General features: G+C 42.6%; 40 protein-coding genes. All 40 read right to left on the reverse strand.

The genetic code is table 11. From position 1 onward, the window contains the following. Positions 1-344 precede the first annotated feature (344 nt). A complete protein-coding gene (gene lysS, locus ACPLOV_RS10625) occupies positions 345-1817 on the reverse strand; it encodes a lysine--tRNA ligase (protein WP_424909538.1) in 1473 nt (490 codons plus the stop codon). Between the two features lie 24 nt (positions 1818-1841). After that, entirely contained in the window at positions 1842-2321 is a 480-nt protein-coding gene (gene greA, locus ACPLOV_RS10630) for a transcription elongation factor GreA (RefSeq protein ID WP_068747222.1), read from the reverse strand. A 239-nt stretch (positions 2322-2560) separates the two neighbouring features. After that, entirely contained in the window at positions 2561-3475 is a 915-nt protein-coding gene (gene trxB / locus ACPLOV_RS10635) for a thioredoxin-disulfide reductase (RefSeq protein ID WP_424911146.1), read from the reverse strand. A 186-nt stretch (positions 3476-3661) separates the two neighbouring features. Then, the gene (gene rpsI, locus ACPLOV_RS10640; RefSeq protein WP_424909536.1) at positions 3662-4051 is read right to left on the reverse strand and encodes a 30S ribosomal protein S9; all 390 of its coding nucleotides are present in this window, start codon (positions 4049-4051) and stop codon (positions 3662-3664) included. A 21-nt stretch (positions 4052-4072) separates the two neighbouring features. Beyond that, on the reverse strand, positions 4073-4507 hold the full coding sequence (gene rplM, locus ACPLOV_RS10645; RefSeq protein WP_424909535.1) for a 50S ribosomal protein L13: 435 nt from the start codon (positions 4505-4507) through the stop codon (positions 4073-4075). Between the two features lie 56 nt (positions 4508-4563). Beyond that, complete coding sequence (gene truA, locus ACPLOV_RS10650) at positions 4564-5298, reverse strand: tRNA pseudouridine(38-40) synthase TruA (RefSeq protein ID WP_424909534.1); 735 nt, start codon at positions 5296-5298, stop codon at positions 4564-4566. A 12-nt stretch (positions 5299-5310) separates the two neighbouring features. Next, positions 5311-6108 (reverse strand): energy-coupling factor transporter transmembrane component T family protein, encoded by a 798-nt coding sequence (locus ACPLOV_RS10655; protein WP_424909533.1) that lies wholly within the window; start codon positions 6106-6108, stop codon positions 5311-5313. Beyond that, positions 6095-6964 (reverse strand): energy-coupling factor transporter ATPase, encoded by an 870-nt coding sequence (locus tag ACPLOV_RS10660; protein ID WP_068749329.1) that lies wholly within the window; start codon positions 6962-6964, stop codon positions 6095-6097. The genes ACPLOV_RS10655 and ACPLOV_RS10660 overlap by 14 nt, the downstream gene beginning before the upstream one ends. After that, the gene (locus ACPLOV_RS10665) at positions 6949-7779 is read right to left on the reverse strand and encodes an energy-coupling factor transporter ATPase (RefSeq protein ID WP_424909532.1); all 831 of its coding nucleotides are present in this window, start codon (positions 7777-7779) and stop codon (positions 6949-6951) included. Before ACPLOV_RS10665 ends, ACPLOV_RS10660 begins: the two co-directional genes overlap by 16 nt. A 55-nt stretch (positions 7780-7834) precedes the next feature. After that, the gene (rplQ, locus tag ACPLOV_RS10670; protein ID WP_068749331.1) at positions 7835-8167 is read right to left on the reverse strand and encodes a 50S ribosomal protein L17; all 333 of its coding nucleotides are present in this window, start codon (positions 8165-8167) and stop codon (positions 7835-7837) included. 28 nt (positions 8168-8195) lie between these two features. Next, the gene (locus ACPLOV_RS10675; RefSeq protein WP_424909531.1) at positions 8196-9146 is read right to left on the reverse strand and encodes a DNA-directed RNA polymerase subunit alpha; all 951 of its coding nucleotides are present in this window, start codon (positions 9144-9146) and stop codon (positions 8196-8198) included. A 46-nt stretch (positions 9147-9192) separates the two neighbouring features. Then, on the reverse strand, positions 9193-9819 hold the full coding sequence (gene rpsD / locus ACPLOV_RS10680) for a 30S ribosomal protein S4 (protein ID WP_068749333.1): 627 nt from the start codon (positions 9817-9819) through the stop codon (positions 9193-9195). A 21-nt stretch (positions 9820-9840) separates the two neighbouring features. Beyond that, a complete protein-coding gene (gene rpsK, locus ACPLOV_RS10685; RefSeq protein WP_068749334.1) occupies positions 9841-10221 on the reverse strand; it encodes a 30S ribosomal protein S11 in 381 nt (126 codons plus the stop codon). A 23-nt stretch (positions 10222-10244) separates the two neighbouring features. Further along, the gene (gene rpsM / locus ACPLOV_RS10690; RefSeq protein WP_068749335.1) at positions 10245-10616 is read right to left on the reverse strand and encodes a 30S ribosomal protein S13; all 372 of its coding nucleotides are present in this window, start codon (positions 10614-10616) and stop codon (positions 10245-10247) included. 15 nt (positions 10617-10631) lie between these two features. After that, complete coding sequence (rpmJ, locus tag ACPLOV_RS10695; RefSeq protein WP_068749336.1) at positions 10632-10745, reverse strand: 50S ribosomal protein L36; 114 nt, start codon at positions 10743-10745, stop codon at positions 10632-10634. Positions 10746-10765: 20 nt separating this feature from the next. Beyond that, the gene (infA, locus tag ACPLOV_RS10700) at positions 10766-10984 is read right to left on the reverse strand and encodes a translation initiation factor IF-1 (RefSeq protein ID WP_068749337.1); all 219 of its coding nucleotides are present in this window, start codon (positions 10982-10984) and stop codon (positions 10766-10768) included. A 7-nt stretch (positions 10985-10991) separates the two neighbouring features. Continuing rightward, positions 10992-11294: an RNA-binding protein gene (locus tag ACPLOV_RS10705; RefSeq protein WP_424909509.1), complete on the reverse strand. Its 303-nt coding sequence runs from the start codon at positions 11292-11294 to the stop codon at positions 10992-10994. Positions 11295-11306: 12 nt separating this feature from the next. Beyond that, positions 11307-12053, reverse strand: a complete 747-nt coding sequence (map, locus tag ACPLOV_RS10710; protein WP_424909508.1) for a type I methionyl aminopeptidase — start codon at positions 12051-12053, stop codon at positions 11307-11309. Further along, positions 12050-12703, reverse strand: a complete 654-nt coding sequence (locus ACPLOV_RS10715; RefSeq protein WP_424909507.1) for an adenylate kinase — start codon at positions 12701-12703, stop codon at positions 12050-12052. The genes map and ACPLOV_RS10715 overlap by 4 nt, the downstream gene beginning before the upstream one ends. A gap of 12 nt (positions 12704-12715) precedes the next feature. Continuing rightward, a complete protein-coding gene (secY, locus tag ACPLOV_RS10720; protein WP_424909506.1) occupies positions 12716-13972 on the reverse strand; it encodes a preprotein translocase subunit SecY in 1257 nt (418 codons plus the stop codon). Then, positions 13972-14412, reverse strand: coding sequence for a 50S ribosomal protein L15 (rplO, locus tag ACPLOV_RS10725; protein WP_424909505.1), 441 nt, complete (start codon positions 14410-14412; stop codon positions 13972-13974). Before rplO ends, secY begins: the two co-directional genes overlap by 1 nt. A 27-nt stretch (positions 14413-14439) precedes the next feature. Next, a complete protein-coding gene (gene rpsE, locus ACPLOV_RS10730; protein WP_068749343.1) occupies positions 14440-14937 on the reverse strand; it encodes a 30S ribosomal protein S5 in 498 nt (165 codons plus the stop codon). Positions 14938-14954: 17 nt separating this feature from the next. Beyond that, positions 14955-15320 carry a 50S ribosomal protein L18 gene (gene rplR / locus ACPLOV_RS10735; protein ID WP_424909504.1) on the reverse strand — a complete coding sequence of 122 codons (366 nt, stop codon included), beginning with the start codon at positions 15318-15320 and terminating at the stop codon, positions 14955-14957. A 20-nt stretch (positions 15321-15340) separates the two neighbouring features. Continuing rightward, on the reverse strand, positions 15341-15880 hold the full coding sequence (rplF, locus tag ACPLOV_RS10740) for a 50S ribosomal protein L6 (RefSeq protein WP_424909503.1): 540 nt from the start codon (positions 15878-15880) through the stop codon (positions 15341-15343). A 26-nt stretch (positions 15881-15906) separates the two neighbouring features. Beyond that, the gene (gene rpsH / locus ACPLOV_RS10745) at positions 15907-16305 is read right to left on the reverse strand and encodes a 30S ribosomal protein S8 (protein ID WP_424909502.1); all 399 of its coding nucleotides are present in this window, start codon (positions 16303-16305) and stop codon (positions 15907-15909) included. Positions 16306-16328: 23 nt separating this feature from the next. After that, a complete protein-coding gene (locus tag ACPLOV_RS10750; RefSeq protein ID WP_068749347.1) occupies positions 16329-16514 on the reverse strand; it encodes a type Z 30S ribosomal protein S14 in 186 nt (61 codons plus the stop codon). 17 nt (positions 16515-16531) lie between these two features. After that, positions 16532-17071 carry a 50S ribosomal protein L5 gene (gene rplE, locus ACPLOV_RS10755; RefSeq protein ID WP_424909501.1) on the reverse strand — a complete coding sequence of 180 codons (540 nt, stop codon included), beginning with the start codon at positions 17069-17071 and terminating at the stop codon, positions 16532-16534. A 24-nt stretch (positions 17072-17095) separates the two neighbouring features. Then, positions 17096-17419, reverse strand: coding sequence for a 50S ribosomal protein L24 (gene rplX, locus ACPLOV_RS10760; RefSeq protein WP_068749349.1), 324 nt, complete (start codon positions 17417-17419; stop codon positions 17096-17098). Positions 17420-17434: 15 nt separating this feature from the next. After that, positions 17435-17803 carry a 50S ribosomal protein L14 gene (gene rplN / locus ACPLOV_RS10765; RefSeq protein WP_424909500.1) on the reverse strand — a complete coding sequence of 123 codons (369 nt, stop codon included), beginning with the start codon at positions 17801-17803 and terminating at the stop codon, positions 17435-17437. A gap of 24 nt (positions 17804-17827) precedes the next feature. Beyond that, a complete protein-coding gene (gene rpsQ, locus ACPLOV_RS10770) occupies positions 17828-18085 on the reverse strand; it encodes a 30S ribosomal protein S17 (RefSeq protein ID WP_424906417.1) in 258 nt (85 codons plus the stop codon). A gap of 16 nt (positions 18086-18101) precedes the next feature. Continuing rightward, positions 18102-18311: a 50S ribosomal protein L29 gene (gene rpmC / locus ACPLOV_RS10775; RefSeq protein ID WP_068749352.1), complete on the reverse strand. Its 210-nt coding sequence runs from the start codon at positions 18309-18311 to the stop codon at positions 18102-18104. Then, a complete protein-coding gene (gene rplP, locus ACPLOV_RS10780; protein WP_068749353.1) occupies positions 18301-18735 on the reverse strand; it encodes a 50S ribosomal protein L16 in 435 nt (144 codons plus the stop codon). Before rplP ends, rpmC begins: the two co-directional genes overlap by 11 nt. Next, positions 18707-19402, reverse strand: a complete 696-nt coding sequence (gene rpsC, locus ACPLOV_RS10785; RefSeq protein WP_424909499.1) for a 30S ribosomal protein S3 — start codon at positions 19400-19402, stop codon at positions 18707-18709. The genes rplP and rpsC overlap by 29 nt, the downstream gene beginning before the upstream one ends. A 2-nt stretch (positions 19403-19404) precedes the next feature. Then, positions 19405-19743, reverse strand: a complete 339-nt coding sequence (rplV, locus tag ACPLOV_RS10790; protein ID WP_424909498.1) for a 50S ribosomal protein L22 — start codon at positions 19741-19743, stop codon at positions 19405-19407. A 25-nt stretch (positions 19744-19768) separates the two neighbouring features. Beyond that, positions 19769-20053: a 30S ribosomal protein S19 gene (gene rpsS / locus ACPLOV_RS10795; RefSeq protein ID WP_068749356.1), complete on the reverse strand. Its 285-nt coding sequence runs from the start codon at positions 20051-20053 to the stop codon at positions 19769-19771. Between the two features lie 21 nt (positions 20054-20074). Then, the gene (gene rplB, locus ACPLOV_RS10800) at positions 20075-20902 is read right to left on the reverse strand and encodes a 50S ribosomal protein L2 (protein ID WP_068749357.1); all 828 of its coding nucleotides are present in this window, start codon (positions 20900-20902) and stop codon (positions 20075-20077) included. Between the two features lie 33 nt (positions 20903-20935). Continuing rightward, on the reverse strand, positions 20936-21226 hold the full coding sequence (gene rplW, locus ACPLOV_RS10805) for a 50S ribosomal protein L23 (RefSeq protein ID WP_424911147.1): 291 nt from the start codon (positions 21224-21226) through the stop codon (positions 20936-20938). Then, positions 21226-21849 carry a 50S ribosomal protein L4 gene (rplD, locus tag ACPLOV_RS10810; RefSeq protein WP_424909496.1) on the reverse strand — a complete coding sequence of 208 codons (624 nt, stop codon included), beginning with the start codon at positions 21847-21849 and terminating at the stop codon, positions 21226-21228. The genes rplW and rplD overlap by 1 nt, the downstream gene beginning before the upstream one ends. 29 nt (positions 21850-21878) lie before the next feature. Then, positions 21879-22511 (reverse strand): 50S ribosomal protein L3, encoded by a 633-nt coding sequence (rplC, locus tag ACPLOV_RS10815; protein ID WP_424909495.1) that lies wholly within the window; start codon positions 22509-22511, stop codon positions 21879-21881. Between the two features lie 25 nt (positions 22512-22536). Further along, positions 22537-22845, reverse strand: coding sequence for a 30S ribosomal protein S10 (gene rpsJ, locus ACPLOV_RS10820; protein ID WP_424910180.1), 309 nt, complete (start codon positions 22843-22845; stop codon positions 22537-22539). Positions 22846-22932: the final 87 nt, after the last annotated feature.

A 22932-nucleotide genomic window follows, 5' to 3' on the forward strand; every position in this document is an offset into this window, starting at 1 on the left:
TCGTCTTTTCCTTCGTCTCTTGCGCCTCAACGGCGCGCTTTTGTAATATATCATAACTGCAGCTGTGTTTTCAATCATCAAAAATCGCCTTATTCGACAATTATTTCTTATAATCTTTCATTAAGGTTATTATGCTCACTTTTTTAAATGTTTGCTTTGCCAAACAAAAATAAATATGCTATTTTTATGTTATTTTATTGATTTAATTTCTTCACGTAAATTAGTATCCCCTCTAAAAATTATTATTATTCCTCTTTATTCCATCCCGCTTTTCACCATAGTTTTAATCTTGCCTAAGGTACAAAAAACTATCCACCTCTTAAAAGGTGGATAGCCTAAAAAAGCTATGCTTTTGGTCTCATGGTCGGGAATAATATTACATCCCTTATGGAGTAGGAATCGGTTAAAAGCATAACGAGTCTATCTATCCCAATCCCGAGTCCTCCCGTTGGAGGCATTCCGTATTCCAGCGCGTTCACAAAATCCTCGTCAAACATATGGGCTTCTTCGTCTCCTGCTTCCCTCTCTTTAAGTTGCTGTAAGAATCTCTCCCTCTGGTCTATTGGATCATTTAATTCCGAAAAGGCATTCGCCATTTCCCTTCGAGTTATAAATAGTTCAAAGCGGTATGTAAAATCGGGGTTGTCCTCTTTTCTTTTAGCAAGGGGCGATATTTCTATGGGGTAATCAAGAATAAAAGTGGGTTGTACCAAATGCCCTTCTACTTTTTCTTCGAAAATAATGTTGAGGATTTTTCCTTTTGTATCCTTGTCCCCTATTTCCACATTTAAATCCCTGGCTATTTTTCGAGCTTCTTCATCAGTTTTTACTTCATCAAAATCAATTCCCGTATGTTTTTTAACCGCTTCTACCATCGTCATTTTCGTCCAGGGGGGCGTCAGGTCAATTTCTTCGCCCTGGTATACAATTTTTGTAGTCCCCAGTACCTTTTGTGCCACATGAGAAATCAGATTTTCCGTGAGTTCCATCATATCCTTATAATCCGCATAAGCCTGGTAAAGTTCGATCATAGTAAATTCGGGATTGTGTTTTATCGAAATGCCTTCATTTCTAAAGTCCTTACCTATCTCATAAACCTTTTCAAAGCCTCCGACTATAAGTCTTTTTAAGTAAAGTTCCGTTGCTATCCTCAAATATAAATCAATATCTAAAGCATTATGGTGAGTTATAAAAGGCCTTGCAGCTGCACCCCCGGCTATTGGAGTTAATATAGGGGTTTCCACTTCCATAAATCCTAAATTATCTAAGTAATCCCTTATGGCCTTTATTATCTTGCTTCTTATAATAAAGGTCTTTCTTACATCCGGATTTACTATTAAATCTAAGTATCTCTGTCTATATCTTAAATCTACATCTTTTAGCCCATGCCATTTTTCCGGAAGCGGGCGGAGGGATTTGGAAAGGAGAACTAATTTTTCTGCATTTAGCGAAATCTCTCCTTTATGCGTTCTGAATATCGTTCCTTCTACTCCTACTATATCCCCTATGTCTAATTTTTTAAAAAGTTCAAAGGTAAAATCTCCTACCCTGTCCTTTTTTATATATACCTGCAAGCGGCCTTTTTCATCCTGAATATCAAAAAAGGCCGCTTTTCCGTGTTCCCTTACCGCCATTATTCTTCCTGCTATTTTCGCCTGCTGGCCTTCTAATTTTTCAAATTCATCCTTTATTTCCTGACAATTGTGAGTCCTTTCATATTTTTGACCGTAGGGATTTATTCCCATAGATCTTAATTCTTCTAATTTATCAATTCTTGCCTTGATAAGTTCGTTTATCTCGCTTTCAAAGTGTTCCATCCTTTACCCTCCATCTATTTAATTTTATTTTTTTATCTCCTCTATTTTATACTTGATTTTCCCTATGGGTACCTGGACTTCCACCACATCTCCCTTTTTTGCCCCCATTAAAGCCTTGCCTACGGGAGACTCATTAGAGATTTTATATTCTATAGGATTTGCTTCTGCCGAACTTACCAGGGTATATTCAATAGTTTCATTTGTTTCAAGGTCTTTTATCAGCACTTTTGAGCCCAGTGTGACAACCTCGGTTGAAATATCCGCATCATCTATTACTTTGGCATTGCGGAGCTTTTCTTCGATCATCGCTATTTTCCCTTCCACGAAGGCCTGTTCATTTTTGGCTTCATCGTATTCTGAATTTTCACTAATATCTCCAAAGGCAATTGCCTGTTTAATCCTGTCTGCAACTTCTTTTCTCCTTACAGATTTTAAATACTCCAATTCTTCTTCCAATTTTTTTAACCCTTCCTGAGTCAAAACCACTTCTTTTTTATTCGCCATTCTTTTTCTCCCCTCTTACCAATAAAATTCTTCTTTTATTATGAATTTATTATTCATAAATAAGCGCTATTATTCTTAAATCTTTAAGGCTTTAATAAAGTTTTTTTGAATTTATACTTTTGTAATTATAATTCAGTGGAAATCCGATGTCAAGAATTTTCATTAATTTTTCATAGGCTTTATTTATACATTTATTTTAAAACCCTACGCAAAAATTATGCGTAGGGCCGAGGGGATTATCACCTTTCTTCTATATATTTTTCTGCCGAAACCGCAGCTATAGCGCCATCGGCAGCAGCAGTTATAACCTGCCTCAAAGACTTTTCCCTGATGTCTCCCGCGGCAAAAATACCCGGGACATTGGTAGCCATATTTTCATCGGTAATTATATAGCCTCTTTCGTTCAGGTTTACAAGTCCTTTTACGATATTGGAATTCGGCTCCCATCCAATAGCTACAAAAACGCCATCGGTAGGATAAGAAGTAATTTCCCCGGTCTTAATATTTTTTATCACAATTTCCTCTACCGCTTCTTGTCCCTTAACCTCTTTTACTACCGAGTCCCACAGGAATTTTATTTTTTCATTGGAAAAGGCCCTTTCTTGAAGTATCTTGGTAGCCCTTAATTCATTTCTCCTGTGTACTACCGTTACACTTTCCGCAAATTTTGTTAAGTAAAGGGCTTCTTCTATGGCAGAGTCTCCTCCACCTACAACTACTACCTTCCTGTCCGTATAAAATGCACCATCACAGGTAGCACAATAGGAGACCCCCCTGCCGGTAAATTCCTTCTCGCCTTTAACCATCAATTTTCTGGCTTCCGCGCCCATTGCAAGGATCACTGATTTTGCCTCTAATTGTTCATTTTTTAATTCTACGATAAAGCCATCATCCTTTGGTATTATCCTTTGAGCCTCTCCATTAACGAATTTTGCTCCGAACCTTTCTGCCTGCATTTTCATCGCTTCGGTAAGTTCCATTCCGCCTATACCTTCCACAAACCCCGGATAATTCTCAATCCTGTCGGTAATAGCCGCCTGTCCACCGGCATACATCTTTTCCACAACCAATGTCTTTAATCTTGCCCTTGCTCCGTAAATTGCTGCTGAAAGCCCTGCAGGACCTCCACCTATAATTATAAGATCGTGAGTCATTTTTATCCCCCTTTTTTATTAATTATTTATTTATTTTAACCTTTTATTTATTTAATTACCTTTTGTCTATAATTATATACCAATGAAAACCTGCAAAATAGTTTTTCTGAAAATAATTTAATATATATTTAATTGTCAATATTTTATCTTTTTAATTCAAAGAAAAAAGAAGGACTCCGTCCTTCTTTAACGTTTTGAGAATTGCGGGGCACGGCGTGCTTTTTTGAGCCCGTACTTTTTCCTTTCCACCATTCTTGGGTCCCTGGTTAATAGTCCTTCCTTGCGCAATACCGGTCTAAAAGATTCGTCAATTTGAAGCAGCGCCCTTGCAATGCCATGGCGTACAGCTCCGGCCTGGCCGGTAAATCCACCGCCCTCTACCTTTGCAACCACATCAAATTTCCCAAGAGTATTGGTAACTGCAAAGGGCTTTAAAACCTCTTGCCTTAAGGTTTCTAATGTAAAATACTCTTCAAAAGGCCTTTTGTTAATAGTAATCTGCCCGTTTCCCGGTTTTATCCAAACCCTTGCCACCGAGGTCTTTCTCCTGCCGGTGGTTAAGATAGCATCTTTCATCCTCTCGCTCCTTTCCTCCTATTATCCTTCAAAGGGTAATTCCTTTGGCTGCTGGGCTTGATGCGGATGTTCAGGCCCTCTGTAAACCCTTAACTTTTTAATCATCTTTCTGCCCAGGGAATTGTGAGGCAGCATACCCCAGATCGCTTTATATACAGCCTTTTCCGGTGCTCTCTTTAAAAAGCTCCTGTAAGTTTCAGCCTTTAATCCGCCGGGATACATTGAATGGCGGAAATAAATCTTTTTGTCCAGTTTTTTACCCGTTAAAATTACTTTCTCCGCATTTACTACGATTACGTGATCCCCGGTATCCACATGAGGAGTATATATGGGTTTATGCTTTCCTTTCAAAATTTTTGCCACCTGAGCTGCGAGCCTTCCAAGGGGTTTATCAGCGGCATCTATGATATACCATTCGCGTTTAATCTCACCTTTTTTAGCCATGAAGGTTTTCATTATATCCCTCCTTAATCACAAGGTTATTTTATTAACTTTTTTTTTTAATGTCAAGCTTAATCGTAAATCACTTTCTCAAGAAACAATCCGTTGGCCGGCAGAGTAGGACCTGCTCTTTTCCTGTCCTTTGATCTAATTATATCCGGAATTTCGTTCGGTTTTATCTTTCCAATTCCCACCATCAAAAGAGTTCCCGCAATGATCCTTACCATATTGTATAAAAATCCATTAGCTTCTATTTCTACAGTTATCAGGTCCTTTTCCTTATAAATCTCCAGCCTTTTTACATTTCTGACTGTATTTTTTACGCTGCTTTGAGAAGACATAAATGCGGAAAAATCGTGTTCACCTACAAAGCATTCCGCCGCCTGCTTCATTGAAGGTATATGAAGCTGGTAGGGATAAAAATAGCTGTACATCCTGTAAAAGGGTGATAAATACATGGAATTGTATATATTATAGGTATATACTTTGGATTTTGCGCTATACCTGGCGTGAAAATCTTCTGGAACGATTTCTGCGTTTTTTATAACGATATCCGGTGGTAACTGGCTGTTTATAGCACAGGGTAATCTTTCCACAGGAATGCGGGTGTTAGTATGAAAATTTGCCACCTGTCCCCTTGCGTGAACGCCGGCATCCGTTCTGCCCGCTCCAATTAATTTTATTTCTTCACCGGTAATTTCCCCTATGGCCTCTTCCAGTACTTCTTGAACCGTTAAGGAATTTTTTTGTTTCTGCCACCCGTGGTAATTTGTACCATCATATTCTATTTCTAATTTAATATTCATTGATTTTGCCACCTACCACAAAAACCTGCTGGCAACACATCCTCCCACCATTACCGCGGTAATCATAAATGCCAGTACATCATTTGCAGTCATTTTCAGTTCTTTCATCCTGGTCCTGTTTTCTCCACCCTTATAGCATCTCGATTCCATGGCCATTGCCAGTTCATCCGCACGCCGGAAGGCACTTACAAAAAGGGGGACTAATATAGGCACAAGACTTTTAGCCCTGTTTATGATGTTTCCGCTTTGAAAATCAGCACCCCTTGCCATCTGCGCCTTCATAATTTTGTCCGTTTCTTCTAAAAGTGTAGGAATAAAACGTAATGCAATGGTCATCATCATTGCCAGCTCATGGGCAGGTACTCCTACGCGCTTAAAGGGTTTTAAAAGGTATTCTATCCCATCGGTCATCAATATAGGAGAGGTGGTCAAGGTTAAGAGTGACGTACCGACTATTAGAAATATCAATCTTAAGGCCATAAAAACGCCCTGATAAAGCCCCTCATAAGTAATATCAAAGGGCCCTATCTCGTACAATATCCTTCCCTTTATCATAAAAATATTCAATACAAAGGTCAGTAAAATTATAAAAAGCAATGGCCTTAAGCCTTTGATCATGTACTTTATAGATATTTTCGAATACAGGGCTGAAAGTATTATAAAAATAACAGGGAATATATACCCAGAAAAATCATTTATTACGAACAGCACTATCATGAACACAAAGGTTATTATTATTTTGGTCCTGGGGTCCAGCCGGTGGATAAAGGAATCTCCGGGAATGTACTGCCCTATGCTAAGCTCGCGCATAGCCTTTCCCCCTTATTACTTTTAAAATGGCCTTTTTTGCTTCCTCCACGGTGAGCACATCGGTTGGTACATCCCATCCTCTTTCCCTCAGTCGGTACATAAGATGAGTAATCTGAGGAACATCGAGGCCTATGGAAGAAAGGCCTTCCCGGTCCTTAAAAATCTCCTTCGGGGTTCCGCACTTTACCAACTGGCCTCTGTGAAGAACCGCAATTTTATCCACCAGCCTTGCAATATCTTCCATGCTGTGAGATACGAGAATAATGGTCATTTCATACTTTTTCCTGAGATAGACTATTTCTTCTAATATCTCATCCCGCCCTTTGGGATCAAGTCCTACCGTTGGTTCATCCAGTACAAGGACTTTGGGTTTCATAGCCAGGACTCCGGCTATTGCCACCCTTCTCATTTGCCCACCGCTCAATTCAAAGGGAGACCTATCCTTTACCTCCCGGTAATCCAATCCCACGGCCTCTAAAGCATCTTTTACCCTTATCGTTATTTCCTCTTCCGTGAGCCCCATATTTTTTGGTCCAAAAGCTACGTCTTTTTCCACAGTTTCTTCGAAAAGCTGGTGTTCGGGGTATTGAAAAACCAACCCTATCTTTTGCCTGATTTCTTTTAGATTTACCTTTTTATCGGCAATGTTAACGCCATCAATTATAATCTCTCCGGAAGTAGGTCTTAAAAGACCGTTCAAATGTTGAATTAGCGTTGATTTTCCGGAACCGGTATGCCCTATTAACCCCCAAAATTCACCATCGCTTATTTCCCAGTTAATGTCTTTTAATGCTACGGATTCAAACGGCGTCCCGGGCATATATATATGTGAAAGGTTTTTTATAATAATCGGCATAAACATTCCACCATTTCGTCTATTGTCAAAATATCGCCTCTTACATCCAGGCCTTCTGCCCGAAGACTGTTAGCCAGCTCCGTAACCTGGGGTACATCCAGGCCAATTTGCTTTAACCTTTCCACCTTTGAAAAGATATCCTTTGGGCTTCCTTCCATTACAATTTTGCCCTTTTCCATAACGAAAACCCTATCGGCTTGAACCGCTTCTTCCATAAAGTGGGTAATGAGTATGATGGTTTTATTCTCTTCCCGGTTCAGTTTTTTTATCGTGTTGTTGACTTCCCTTCTCCCCACGGGGTCAAGCATAGCAGTAGGCTCATCCAGAATAATGTAATCGGGCTTCATGGCAAGAATTCCTGCTATTGCAACCCTCTGTTTTTGGCCGCCGGATAAGAGATGGGGGGCTTTCTGGGCGAATTCATAAAGCTCCACGGTTTTCAGAGCTTCATATACCCTTTTCCTGATTTCTTCGGGTGGGATTCCCAGATTTTCCGGGCCAAAGGCCACATCTTCCTCTACTATTGTAGCCACTATTTGATTGTCAGGATTTTGGAAAACCAAACCCGCTTTCTGCCTTATATCCCAAATCCTATCCTTATCCCTGGTATTTAATCCGTCTACCCATACATCACCTTCCGTGGGGGTAAAAAGGCCGTTAAACAATTTTGCAAGGGTAGACTTTCCAGACCCATTGGGCCCTATAATAGCTACGAATTCTCCCTTTTTTATTGTTAAATTTATTTCCTTCAGGGCAAGATCTTTACTTTGAGAGTACTGGTAGAAAACATTTTCCAGCCTGATTTCGGCGGCCATTGTAAAGCCCCCTTTACCATATATAAGAGCTCTCCTGGTCCTTCCAGCGAATTTTTTATATTAATTCCAGAACCACCAGTTCCGCGGAGTCTCCCCTTCTCGGTCCGATTTTTACTATTCTCGTGTAGCCGCCATTTCGGTCCTGGTATTTTGGAGCAATTTTATCAAAAAGTTCTTTTACCGTGGTTTCATCAAGAACCTCTGCCAGCACCAATCTCCTGGATGCAAGATCGTTTTTCTTCGCTGTTGTAATAATTTTTTCCGCAATACTCCTTACTTCCTTAGCTCTCGTCTCGGTGGTAATTATCCTGCCGTGTCTTAAAAGGGATGTTACAAGATTGCGGAGCATCATTTTTCTGTGTCCGCTATCCCTGCCCAATTTTCTCATTTCTCTTCCCTCCTTACTTTTGCTCCTCTTATGCGTCTTCTGATTTTTTCAATGAAAGATTCAATGCTGCGAGTTTTTCTTCCACTTCCTCCAAGGATTTCTTACCCAGGTTTCTTACCTTCATCATATCTTCAGGTGTTTTCTGGATAAGTTCTCCTATGGTGTTTATTCCCGCCCTCTTCAAACAGTTATAAGAGCGGACGGACAAATCCAGTTCTTCTATCGGCATTTCAAGAAGTTTTTCCTTTTCATCCTTTTCCTTTTCTACCGGAGCTTCCACTTTTTTCGTCATCTCCGATAGTCCTGTAAACAATCCAAAGTAATTTATCAGGATTTTTGCGGCTTCGCTAACCGCCTCATCGGGTTTTATAGTGCCGTTTGTCCATACTTCTAAGGTTAGCTTATCATAGTCCGTAACATAGCCTACACGGGTATGTTCCACCGTATAATTCGCCTTGATTACAGGTGTGAAAATTGAATCAATGGGTATTACTCCAATTGGTTGCCCGGGTTTTTTGTTTTTCTCTGCGCTGACATAGCCCTTTCCTTTTTCAAGGGTAAGTTCCGCAAAGAATCTCGCATCTTTTTCAAGAGTTGCTATGTGGTGATCCTTATTCACTATTTCCACATCCGCATCGCATATAATATCCTCAGCGGTGACTTCTCCCTCTCCCTGAGCTTCGATTCTGAGAATCTTTGGTTCATCCGTATACATCTTAATTGCCAATCCTTTTATGTTAAGGATAATTTCTACCACATCTTCCAGAACTCCTGGAATTGTGGAAAATTCGTGCTGAACTCCGTCTATCTTTATTGATGTTACTGCTGCACCGGGTATTGATGAGAGCAAGACCCTTCTGAGAGAATTGCCAAGGGTTGTGCCGTAGCCTCTTTCCAGGGGCTCGATTACCAATTTTCCGTAGGTATTATCCTCGCTGACCTCAACCAATTCTATCCTTGGCTTTTCAAATTCATTCATAATGTTCTATTTACCCTCCTTGCTAAAAAATCCACTGAGGGCTTAATTATTTGGAGTAGAGCTCTACTATCAGGTGCTCCTGCACCGGTATATCGATATCTTCTCTATTGGGTACCCTTAATACCTCTCCCGTAAGCGTATCGTAATTCACCGACAGCCAATCGGGCACTATTCTTGTTCTGCCCAGTTCGGCTATTTCTTTGAAAAATTCAAGATCCCTGCTCTTTTCCCTTACCGCTATTATGTCTTTTGCTCTTACCTGATAGGAAGGTATTGTTACCTTTTTCCCGTTCACTTCAATGTGTCCGTGCCTTACAATCTGTCTTGCCTGAGTTCTGGATTTGGCAAATCCCAATCTGTAAACCACATTATCCAGCCTTAACTCTAATAGCCTTAAAAGGTTTTCACCCGTAACGCCTTTTTGTCTGGTAGCTCTTTCGAAATAAATTCTGAACTGATTTTCCAGAACTCCGTATATTCTTTTAGCCTTTTGCTTTTCACGAAGCTGTATTCCGTATTCGGAAAGCTTCTTTTTAACCTGCCCGTGCTGACCGGGAGCATAACCGCGGCGCTCAATAGCGCACTTGGGAGTATAGCAGCGTTCTCCCTTTAAATACAGCTTAATACCTTCTCTGCGGCATTGACGGCAGGATGGTCCGGTATATCTTCCCATTCTGATCCCTCCTTAAAATTGTTATACTCTTCTTCTCTTAGGTGGCCTGCAGCCGTTATGGGGTATGGGAGTAACATCTTTAATTACAGTGATTTCAAGCCCTGCTGCTTGAAGCGACCTTATGGCAGCTTCCCTTCCTGGTCCGGGCCCTTTTACATACACTTCCACGGTTTTTAACCCGAAATCTGCTGCTTTTTTTGCAGCTGCTTCAGCGGCCAACTGAGCAGCAAAAGGTGTACCCTTTCTTGACCCTTTGAATCCTACCGTGCCTCCACTCGCCCAGGTCAAAGGATGACCTGCCTCATCGGTTATGGTTACGATAGTATTATTAAAGGTTGAATGAATATGAGCCTTCCCCTTTTCTACGCGTTTTTTATCCTTGCGCCTTTTCACAACAGCCACTTTTTATTCACCCCCGCTAAAAATTATTTGCTTCGCCTTGTACCTACCGTCTTGCGCGGTCCTTTCCTTGTCCTCGCATTTGTTCTTGTTCTCTGTCCGCGCACCGGTAAGCCTCTTCTATGCCTTATTCCCCTGTAGCATCCAATTTCTATTAGCCTTTTGATGTTCATGGCGACTTCTCTTCTCAAATCGCCTTCGACTTTGTAGTTTTTCTCGATAATATCCCTTAATTTGCTGATTTCCTTTTCCGTTAAATCCTTTACCCTGGTATCGGGATTTACATTGGCTTCCTTCAAAATTTTATTGGAAAGGCTCCTGCCAATACCGTAGATATATGTCAGTGCAATTTCTACCCTTTTATCTCTGGGTAAATCCACACCCGCTATACGCGCCATTCACTTAAACCTCCTTTAACCCTGTCTTTGTTTGTGCTTGGGATTTTCGCAGATTACCATAATTCTGCCTTTTCTCTTTATTATCTTACACTTTTCACAAATCTTCTTGACAGATGGTCTCACCTTCATGTCTCGTTCCTCCCTCACCCTTACTTGTGTCTGTATATTATCCGTCCCCGTGTAAGATCGTACGGCGAAAGCTCCACTGTCACTTTGTCTCCAGGTAAAATTCGTATATAGTTCATCCTTATCTTACCCGAAACGTGTGCAAGAACCTTATGCCCGTTTTTCAGTTCAACCCTGAACATGCCGTTAGGTAAAGGTTCCACTACGGTACCTTCCACTTCTATAACATCTTCCTTAGACATATAAGCCCTACTCCCCTCCTTTGGAACCCTTGATTTCACCGGGTTTTCCTGTAAGTTCTTCGAGGGCTCGTCGTATTTCTTCATTATACACCTTTCTATTATTAATTAATTTCTCGTAAATAAATCCGTCCTTTTTGCCGGTAAGTTGCAGATGCTTTAATTTCTTCTTTTTTGGTTTTTCTATCCGCCGAAGTTCACCATCGGCGACAAGAACGTACTCCTTATCTATTATTTTTACTACAATCATGGGTCTCCCTTTATCTCTTCCAGCCTTCGATATCACCAATTGACCTAATTCCACTTCCGGCATACAAGCACCTTCCTAACCTAAGGTTAAAATCTCGGGTTCTCCGTCCGTTATAGCTATGGTATTTTCATAGTGAGCGGATAAGCTTCTGTCCTTCGTTACTACCGTCCATCCGTCTATTAGCGTCTCCACTTCATATCCACCCACATTCACCATCGGCTCTATAGCCAGGGTCATCCCTTCTCGAAGGCGCGGACCTTTGCCGGGAGGCCCGAAGTTCGGCACCTGGGGTTCTTCGTGCATTTTTCTCCCTATCCCGTGCCCAACGTAATCCCTTACAACCGAAAAATTGTTGCTTTCCACATAGCTTTGAATGGCATGGGATATATCCGACAGCCTGTAATCGGGAGTAGCGTATTTTATACCCTCAAAAAAGCTGTATTCGGTTACCATTATCAATTTTTTTGCCGTTTCCGATATTTCTCCTACGGGATACGTCCTGGCAGCATCTGCACAGTAACCATCTACCACCGCGCCTACATCTATACTAATAATATCACCATCTTTTAGGAATCTTAAACCAGGAATTCCATGAACTACCTCTTCGTTAATTGAAGAGCAAATGGTTGCCGGATATCCCCTGTAACCTTTGAATGCCGGAATAGCATTGTATTTTTTAATGATATCTTCCGCGATCCTGTCAAGTTCTATTGTGGCGATTCCGGGCTTAATAGCCTTTTTAATCTCTTCCAAAACCTTTGCCACCACTTTTCCGGCCTTTTTCATTAAATCGATTTCTCTTTTTGATTTTATAATTATCATCGTTTTTCGCCTCTTAAAAGGCTTATTAATTCTTCAAAAACTTCGTCTATGGGTTTTGTACCGTCAATGGATATTAAAAGACCTTCTTTTTCGTAATATTGTATCAAAGGTTTTGTTTCATCTTCGTATACGCTTATCCTTTTTTCTACAGTCTCCTTTTTATCGTCCGCCCGTATTATGAGCTCGGAGCCGCATTTATCACAGGTGTTTTCCCTTGAAGGAGGGTTGTATTTTACATGGTAGGTAGCACCGCAGCTGCCGCAAACCCTTCTGCCGGTAAACCTCTCGATCAATTCTTCCTTAGGTACTTCAAAATAAATTACCGCATCGAGTTTAGTATTTTTTTCATCCAGTAACTTTTTCAATCCCTCGGCCTGATTAATCGTCCGTGGAAAGCCGTCCATAACAAAACCTTTACGGCAATCGGGCTTTTCTAAACGTTCATTTATAATACTCATAATCAAGTCATCGGGTACCAGAAGACCTTTTTCCATATATTCCTTAGCTTTTAACCCGAGGGCAGTTCCCTCACTGACCGCAGCTCTTAAAATGTCGCCCGTGGAGATATGAGGAATTCCATAGTAGTCCGATAACTTTTTAGCTTGCGTACCTTTACCCGCCCCGGGGGGCCCCAGCAACACAAGATTCATTAATCTCATCTCCTATTTCAAGAAGCCCTCGTAATGTCTCATTATCATCTGGGCTTCGATTAATTTCATAGTCTCCAAAGCAACACCCACGACTATTAAAAGCGCCGTACCGCCAAAATAAATATTTAGAGCCGTAACTCCCGTAATAATATACGGTAAAATCGCTATTGCTGCCAAAAAGAGGGCTCCGATAAGCGTAATTCTGCTCATGATTTTATCCAGGTATTCGGCAGTAGGTTTACCCGGTCTCATACCCGGAATAAATCCACCGTATTTTTTCATATTCTCGGCGATATCCGCAGGATTAAAAGTAACCGCCGTGTAGAAATAGGTGAAAAATACTATTAACGCGGCATAAAGGGTTGCATATACCCATCCCCCGGGCTTTATAGCATTGGCTATGGAGACGGCTACCCGGCTGTTGGGGAAAAATCCTGCTATGGTGCTGGGTGTTAGGAGAATGGACATAGCGAATATAACCGGTATAACCCCTGCGGCGTTTAACTTCATGGGTATATGTGTGGATTGACCTCCGTACACCCTTCTGCCCACTACCCTTTTAGCGTACTGCACCGGTACCCTTCTTTCCGCCTGCTGAACAGCTACTACCCCGACGATAACCGCAACGGCAAAAACAGCGAAAATCAATACCATGAATATATTTGTTGTACCTACACGCACGTACTGAAATACCTGGTAGATACCGCTGGGTAATCTCGATACAATACCGGCGAAAATAAGGAGCGAAATTCCGTTTCCGATGCCTTTATCCGTTATTTGTTCGCCAACCCACATCAAAAATGCGGTTCCGGCCGTTAAGCTTATTACTACGATAAGGCTCCCGAAAAATCCCTTGTAGACCAGAGCGCTCCTGAATCCGATGGCAAGACCTACTGCCTGGATAAGACCCAGGATAACCGTTCCGTAGCGGGTATATTTTGCCAGTTCCTTTCTACCCGCTTCCCCTTCTTTAGCAAGTTCCTCCCATTTGGGAATTATGATAGTCAAAAGCTGAACTATAATGGATGCGTTAATGTAGGGAGTGATACTCATTGCAAATACCGAAAACTGTTTAAAAGCTCCACCGGCGATTATATCAAAAAATCCCAGTAAAGCGCCCTTTTCAATAAGTTGCTTTACCGCTTCCGGGTTCATCCCCGGAACGGGGACGAAGGCCCCTATTCTGAAAATCACCAGCATCAAAAGGGTAAACTGAAGTCTTTTTCTTAAATCCGGGATTTTCCAAGCGTTCCTGAGGGCATCCAGCATTATATCACCTCGGCTTTGCCACCGGCAGCCTCAATCTTCTCAATAGCCGATTTAGAAAAAGCATGGGCTACCACTTCTAATTTTTTTGTTAATTCCCCATCACCAAGGATTTTTACTCCATCTCTAATATTCTTAATAATGCCTTTTTCGATGAGTAGTTCCGGCGTAACTCTTGTATTATCCTCGAAATCGTTCAATGCTTTAACATTTACCACCACAAATTCTTTTTTGAATACATTGGTGAATCCCCTTTTGGGAATCCTTCTATAAAGGGGCATCTGACCGCCTTCAAATCCCGGTCTTACTCCGCCGCCCGTTCTTGCCTTTTGTCCTTTGTGACCGCGGGTAGCCGTTTTACCGTGCCCGGAACCAGTACCCCTACCCACTCTTTTGGCTTTTTTCCTCGAACCTTCTGCAGGTCTAAGATCATGTAGCCTCATTAAAACACCTCCTTACAATTAAATCCCTTACCCTAAGATCTCCTTCAAGCTTTTCCCTCTTAATCTTGCCACATCTTCAGGGCGTTTAAGCTGTTTTAAGGCATCCATAGCCGAATCCACCATATTTTTGGCATTATTGGAGCCGAGTGACTTGCTGACAACGTTCCTTATTCCGGCCAATTCCAGAACAGCCCTCACAGGACCACCCGCAATTACGCCCGTTCCTTCTACGGCAGGTTTAATCAAAACCTTGCCAGCCCCGGATTCTCCTATTACCTCATGGGGAATGGTTCCATTTATAACCGGTACATCAATCATGTTTTTCTTGGCATTTTCTATGCCTTTTCTTATCGCATCGGGTATTTCGAGAGCCTTTCCCGTGCCAACTCCCACTTTGCCGTTTTTATTGCCCACTACCACAAGAGCTGCAAACCTGAAGTTTTTGCCACCTTTTGTAACTTTCGAAACCCTTTTTATGGTGACCACTTTTTCCACAAATTCTTCTACTTCCCGACCCTTTTGCATTCTCTAACCTCCTCCTTTTAAAATTCGAGGCCCGCTTCCCTGGCCGCATCTGCCAAAGCTTTTACCTTGCCGTGATATAGATATCCGCCCCTGTCAAAGGCTACCTTTGTGATACCCTTTTCCAGGGCTCTTTTTGCTATTAATTCGCCGACCATTCTTGCTGCTTCCACATTGCATCCCGTGACCTTATCCTTTAGCTCAGGATCAAGGGTGGAAGCGGCTACAAGGGTATGACCAATTTCATCATTTATTATTTGAGCGTATATGTGTTTTAAGCTTCTGAAAACGCTTAATCTTGGTCTTTCCGCTGTGCCGAAAAGCTTTTTTCTGATTCTGCGATGGCGCTTCTTCCGTGCCTCATTTCTCGATTCTTTAATAATCATAACCTACCCTCCTTAATGCCTTATTTAGCACCGGCCTTACCTACTTTTCTCCTCACTACTTCGTTTTCATATCTGATGCCCTTCCCTTTGTAGGGTTCGGGTTCCTTAACCTTCCTTATGTTAGCGGCCGTTATGCCTACAAGCTCCTTATCTATTCCTTTTACAATAACCTTATTCTGTGCGGGCACTTCAAATTCAATGCCTTCTGGAGCCTCTATTTCTACTGGATGGGAGTACCCCACAGTTAGTACCAATTTATTCCCCTGCTTTGCCGCTCTGTAGCCCACGCCTTCCAGCACCAGGCTCTTTTGGTACCCGTTTACAACGCCGTTTACCATATTGGCAATAATGGTGCGGGTGAGTCCGTGGAGCGCTTTATGCTCTTTTTCATCGGAAGGCCTTTCAACAATTACCTTTCCGTCCTCCATCTTAATTGTCATACTTTTATGAAATTCTTTTGTTATGGTTCCTTTGGGGCCTTTTACCGTTACCTTGTTTCCTTCAATCTTAACTTCGACATTTTTCGGTATTTCCACAGGCTTTTTGCCTACTCTGGACATTTTTTAGCACCTCCCTTGCATATAGATTACCATACGTAGCAAATTACTTCGCCACCTACTCCCTCTTGTCTTGCCCTTTTATCGGTCATTATTCCTTTAGATGTAGAAAGAATAGCTATTCCAAGACCGTTCAATACCTTTGGAACCTGATCCTTTCTAACGTATATCCTTAAGCCGGGTTTTGAAATCCTTTTAATACCGGTAATTACCTTTTCCTTATTGGGCCCATATTTTAGATGTATTTTAAGGATTCCCTGCTTACCATCCTCGATGACCTCAAAATCCTGAATGTAACCCTCGTCCTTCAAGGTTTGTGCGATAGCCTTCTTTATCTTTGAACACGGTACCTCCACATTTGAATGGCCCGCGTCATTTGCATTTCTTATTCGGGTCAGCATGTCAGCAATTGGATCCGTAATTGCCATTTAAATACCTCCTTTCGTCGCAATTACCAACTGGCCTTTTTCACTCCCGGGATTTCTCCCCTGTGAGCAAGCTGTCTGAAACACAACCTGCAGATACCAAATTTCCTTAAATAAGCCCTTGGCCTTCCGCAAATCTTGCACCTGTGGTAATATCTGGTGGAAAATTTTTGAGGCCTTTTCTGTTTGGCTATAAGGGATTTTTTTGCCATTATTCCCCGCCTCCTTTCTATCGAGCAAATGGCATTCCGAGATTTTGCAAAAGCTCCTTGGCTTCCTCATCGGTTTTTGCCGTTGTCACAATTGTAATATCCATACCCCTTATTTTGTCTATCTTATCGTAATCAATTTCCGGGAAAATCAACTGTTCTTTTATTCCCAGGGTATAATTTCCTCTACCGTCAAAGGCATCCGGAGAAACTCCCTTAAAGTCGCGAACCCTGGGTAAGGCAACGTTAAAAAGTTTATCCAAAAAATCGTACATCCTTACACCGCGAAGAGTCACTTTTGCACCGATAGGCATTCCTTTACGTATTTTGAAGGATGCAATGGACTTCTTTGCTTTGGTAACTACGGGCTTTTGTCCGGTTATTACGGCTATATCGTTGCAGGCCGACTCGATTGCCTTGGGATTTTCTTTTGCATCACTTATTCCCATGTTTATCACTACTTTTTCCAAGCGGGGAACCTGCATCACCGACTTATAATTGAATTTTTTCATAAGCGCTGGTACCACTTCGTTTTCATATTTTTCCTTAAGTCTGGGCATTGAATTCCCTCCTTTCAGCTATGGTTATTTATCTATTACTTCATTACATTTTTTGCATACCCTTACCTTTGTACCGTCCTCCAAAAAGGTATGCCCAACTCTTGTGGGTTTGCCGCATTTCGAGCAAACTATCATCAACTTTGAAGTATAAACAGGAAGTTCCTGGTGTATTATTCCGCCCTGCGGGAACTTGGGAGAAGGCTTTTTATGCTTTGTAGCCATATTTACACCTTCAACTATGGCGCGGCTTTCCTTGGGGAACACCCTTAAAACCTTTCCCTTTTTCCCCTTATCTTTGCCCGATATGACAACTACCGTATCCCCTTTTTTGATATGGACCTTGCCCACGTTTTACACCTCCCACTATAAAACTTCGGGCGCTAAGGAAATAATTCTTGCAAAATTTCTATCCCTTAACTCCCTGGCTACCGGGCCGAAAATTCTCGTTCCTTTTGGGTTTAAATCCTCATTTATTATTACCGCCGCATTATCATCAAATCTTATATATGAACCATCGGGTCTTCTTTGGGGAGCCCTGGTCCTTACTATTACTGCTTTAACCACATCCCCTTTTTTTACCATTCCATCGGGGGCAGCATCTTTTACCGATGCCACTATTATGTCACCAACTCCAGCAAATTTTCTGTTGGAGCCCCCTAAAACTCGAATGCACATTATTTCTTTTGCTCCGGTATTATCAGCTACATTGAGTCGGGTCTGTACCTGTACCATGCTCTAACCCTCCTTCCTTAGAAATTACTGGGCTCTTTTAATTATTTCCACCAATCTCCATCTCTTCGTTTTACTTAAAGGCCTGGTTTCCATAATTTTTACGATATCACCCACGCGGCATTCGTTGTTTTCGTCATGGGCCTTGAATTTCTTTGTCCTTTTTATGGTTTTGCCGTAAAGAGGGTGCCTTATTAATTTTTCCGTAGCTACCACGATGGTTTTATCCATTTTATCGCTGACCACTACGCCGATCCTGACCTTCCTTTTATTTTTACGTTCCATCGTATCCCTCCTTTAATCAAGCTTTTTGAGCCTTCGCCTGTCTTTCCCTTTCGGTCATTATGGTTTTTATTCTCGCTATGGTCTTTTTTACCTCTCTAATCCTCATGGGATTATCTAACTGCCCTACTGCCTTTTGAAATCTAAGGTTGAACAGTTCCCCCTTCAACTCCTTTAACTTTTGAACCAGTTCCTGATCCGACATTTCTCTTATCTGTTTAGCCTTCATTTACATCACCGCCCAATCCTTCACGCTTTACTATTTTCGTCTTTATCGGCAGTTTATGTGCGGCTAAGGTCAGCGCCTCCTTGGCCGCTTCTTCCGATACGCCCGACAGCTCAAAGAGTATTCTGCCCGGCTTTACAACAGCTACCCAGAATTCCGGGGACCCTTTACCGCTTCCCATACGGGTTTCCGCGGGTTTTTTAGTAACCGGTTTATCGGGGAATATTTTTATCCAAACCTTGCCGCCTCTTTTTACGTACCTTGTAATGGCAACCCTGGCAGCTTCAATCTGCGCGCTCGTAATCCACGCAGGTTCTAATGCCTGAAGCCCGTATTCGCCGTAAGTTACTTCCGTTCCTCTCGTAGCCTTGCCCTTAATTCTGCCTCTTTGCTGCTTTCTATACTTCACTCGTTTCGGCATTAACATTTTCTACCGCCCCTCCTTCTGCCGTCCTTTCTCCTTTTGCTTTGGGGAGGACGTCACCTTTGTATATCCAAACCTTAACACCGATCCTGCCGTAGGTAGTATGAGCTTCCGCAAATCCGTAACTAATATCGGCCCGCAATTTTTGCAAGGGGATCGTACCTTCCCTGTACCATTCGGACCTTGCTATTTCAGCGCCTGCCAATCTACCGCTAACCATGGTCTTAACACCTTTGGCACCGGCTTTAAAAGCCCTGGCAATTACCTGTTTCATGGCTCTTCTGTAGGATATACGCCTCTCTATCTGGGCCGCAATATTTTCAGCTGCTAACTGAGCATCTAAATCCGGATTTTTTATTTCTATGACATTAATAGAAACCTGCTTTTTCGTCATGGATTCCAGCTCTACCCGGAGTTCCTCAACACCCGTTCCGCCCTTACCGATAACCATTCCGGGTTTTGCTGTATGGATTATTACCTTTACCCTGTTCGCAGCCCTTTCTATTTCGATTTTTGAAACCCCGGCCTGATAAAACTTCGTCTTAATGTATTTTCTTATATTGAAATCTTCCAGTACCAAGTCCGAAAAATTTTTCTCGGCGTACCAGCGCGAATCCCAATCCCTTATAATCCCAAGTCTTAATCCATGAGGGTGTACTTTTTGACCCAAAATTATCCCTCCTTTTCCTTCAAAACTACGGTAATATGACTGGTTCTCTTGCGTACCATCGCCGCCCTGCCCATTGCTCTCGCATGAAACCTTTTCATCATAGGTCCTTGATCGGCATAACATTTATATACATAGAGAGCATCGGGGTTCATGTTGTGATTATTCTCAGCGTTGGCTATTGCCGAGCGCAATAATTTTTCAACAATCCTGGAAGCCCTCTTGGGAGTGAATTGCAAAATCGACAGGGCTTCCTGAACACTTTTGCCCCTTATCAGATTAAGGACTATCCTTACCTTTCTGGGGGCTATGCGGACATATCTTGCTTGTGCCCTGGCCTCCACTTTTTTTACCTCCTTTACAACCTTTTTACTTCAGGGCTGTGGACTTTTCTGTATGAGCTCCATGACCTCTGAAGGTGCGCGTGGGTGCGAATTCGCCTAATTTATGCCCTACCATATCCTCGGTAATGTAAACCGGTACATGCTTTTTGCCGTCATGCACTGCTATGGTGTGTCCTACCATTTCCGGTATTATCGTGGAATCCCTTGACCAGGTTTTAATAACCTTCTTTTCCCTTTTTTCATTCATAGCCTTTATTTTCTTCAAGAGCTTGGGATCAACAAATGGTCCCTTTTTAACAGAGCGCCCCATCACCTGCGCCTCCTTTCCACCTTATTTGCGACGTTTCACTATAAACTTATCCGATGCCTTGTGCTTCTTACGGGTCTTGTAACCGAGAGTGGGTTTACCCCAGGGAGTAACCGGATGCTCGCGGCCAATTGGAGCCTTACCCTCACCACCACCGTGGGGATGGTCTACCGGGTTCATTGCAGAACCACGGACGTGCGGCCTTCTCCCGAGCCATCTTGAGCGTCCGGCCTTACCGATAGATATATTTTCGTGTTCCAAGTTTCCTACCTGGCCTACGGTAGCTCTGCATTCTTCAGGAATGAGCCTCATTTCCCCGGAGGGAAGGCGTAGAGTAGCGTAGCCATTTTCCTTTGCCATGATCTGTGCTGCAGCTCCGGCTGCCCTGACCAGCTGACCACCCCTGCCCGGATACAATTCGATGTTGTGGACCATTGTACCTACGGGAATGTTGGCAAGGGGCAGGGCATTCCCGGGTTTAATATCCGCATTTGGCCCCGATTCCACTATGTCTCCTACCTTTAAACCCACCGGTGCCAGGATATACCTTTTTTCTCCATCCCTGTAATTAAGGAGTGCTATCCTCGCAGAACGGTTGGGATCGTATTCAATCGCCACCACTTTTGCCGGAACTCCATCCTTATCCCTTTTAAAATCGATTATTCTGTACTTCCTCTTATGGCCGCCGCCTCTATGCCTTGCAGTGATTCTGCCCTGCATGTTGCGGCCGGCCTTTGACCTCAGTATTTCTACCAAGGATTTTTCGGGCTCTTTCTTTGTTATTTCTTCAAAGGTGGATACTGTCATGAATCTAACACCCGGCGAAGTGGGTTTGAATTTTTTTATGCCCACCTTTTTTCCCTCCTTTTATCAGACTATCTGTTATTACAGGCTTTCAAAGAATTCTATTGGTTTACTGTCCTTTTTAAGAGTAACAATGGCCTTTTTCCAGTCGGGTCTTTTACCTTCATGTACCCCAACTCTCTTCTTTTTACCGCGCACATTTATCGTGTTAACCTTTTCCACCTTAACACCAAAAATCGTTTCGATAGCATTTTTAATTTCCGTCTTATTGGCCTTAGGATGAACGACAAATGTGTATTTTCCGAGTTCTCTTAAAGCCATTGATTTTTCCGTAATCCACGGTCTTAAAATTATATCGTGGGGATCTTTCATCAGGCGTACACCTCCTCGACCTTTTTTACCGCATCCAGTGTCATGATAAGAGTTTCATGGTTTAGTAAATCGTATACGTTTATCGTATCTACGGTTATAGTTTTTACCCCTGGTATATTCCTCGCCGACCTCTGTACATTTATATCCGGCGAATCTAAAACGATAAGGGATTTTTTATCAGCCTTTAAATTTTCCAGAACCTTTACCATTACTTTGGTCTTGGGCTGTTCGATTTCCAGTTTATCTATAACTATAATCTCATTGTCCCTGACCTTTGCGCTCAAGGCAGATTTTAAAGCTACCCTCTTTAATTTTTTGGGAAGCCTGTATTTATAAGAACGCGGTTTTGGGCCGAAAACGATACCGCCTTTAATCCAGAGGGGAGACCTGATACTGCCGTGTCTTGCCCGGCCGGTTCCCTTTTGTCTCCAGGGTTTTCTTCCTCCGCCCGTTACCTCGCCTCTCGTTTTAGTGGAAGCCGTTCCGAGCCTTTGATTGGCCAAGTAGTTAACCACTACCTGATGCATTACTTCCGGCTTAACTTCCTGCCCAAAAACGCTGTCTGCCAGTTCCACTTCTCCAATTCTTTCTCCTTGCATGTTATATAATGCTACCTTTGGCATTGGGCTCCTCCTTTCTATACTACTTAGTCCTATTTACCGCCCTTTACTGTGGATTTTATATATAGAAGTGATTTTTTAATACCGGGCACCGAACCCTTTACGAGCATAATATTTCTTTCAGGATCCACCTTAACAATTTCAAGGTTCTGCACCGTTACCCTTTCGTGTCCCAAATGCCCCGGCATCCTCTTTCCTTTAAATACCCTTTCGGGATCCGTGGCACCGCCCGAACCGGGCCTCCTGTGGTACATTGAACCGTGGGACATGGGTCCCCTGTTGAAATTCCACCTTTTGACACCACCGGCAAATCCTTTACCGATGGATATACCGGTTACATCCACTCTATCGCCGGGTTTAAAAATATCCACCTTTATTTCGTCGCCTACGTTGTATTTATCCATTTCATCTATTTTTATTTCCCTGAGATATTTTTTTGGTTTCAACTGGTATTTCTTGAATTGACCCAGCAACGGCTTTGTTAACCTGTTTTCTTTTACATCCACAAAACCTACTTTTAAAGCCTCGTAGCCATCGTTTTCCACCGTTTTCTTCTGAACCACCACACACGGCCCCGCTTCAATCACGGTTACCGGTATGGCTTCCCCTTTTTCGGTAAAATACTGGGTCATTCCCAATTTTCTTCCGAGTATTGCCTTTTTCATTCCTTTCCACCTCCCATCTTACGGCTTACAGTTTTATTTCAATGTCCACTCCTGCAGGCAGATCCAGTTTCATCAACGCATCCACAGTTTTATTCGTGGGTTCGTGAATATCTATCAATCTTTTGTGAGTTTTCATCTCAAACTGTTCGCGGGAATCCTTGTATTTATGCGGAGCTCTTAAAATAGTGATGAGGCTTCTCTCCGTGGGCAGTGGAATGGGGCCCGATACCTTGGCCCCCGTGCGTTTTGCCGTTTCGACTATCTTCTGGGCTGATTGATCAAGAATCCCGCTGTCATAGGACTTTAATCGAATTCGTATCTTCTGTCGGGCCACTTTGCTCCCTCCTTGCATAAAAGTGAGTACTCTTCTTATTCAATGATCTCGGTTACTACGCCGGCACCTACCGTCCTGCCACCCTCA

The sequence above is a fragment of the Thermovenabulum sp. genome, assembly GCF_049723235.1.
Classification (GTDB): Bacteria; Bacillota; Thermosediminibacteria; order Thermosediminibacterales; family Thermosediminibacteraceae; genus Thermovenabulum.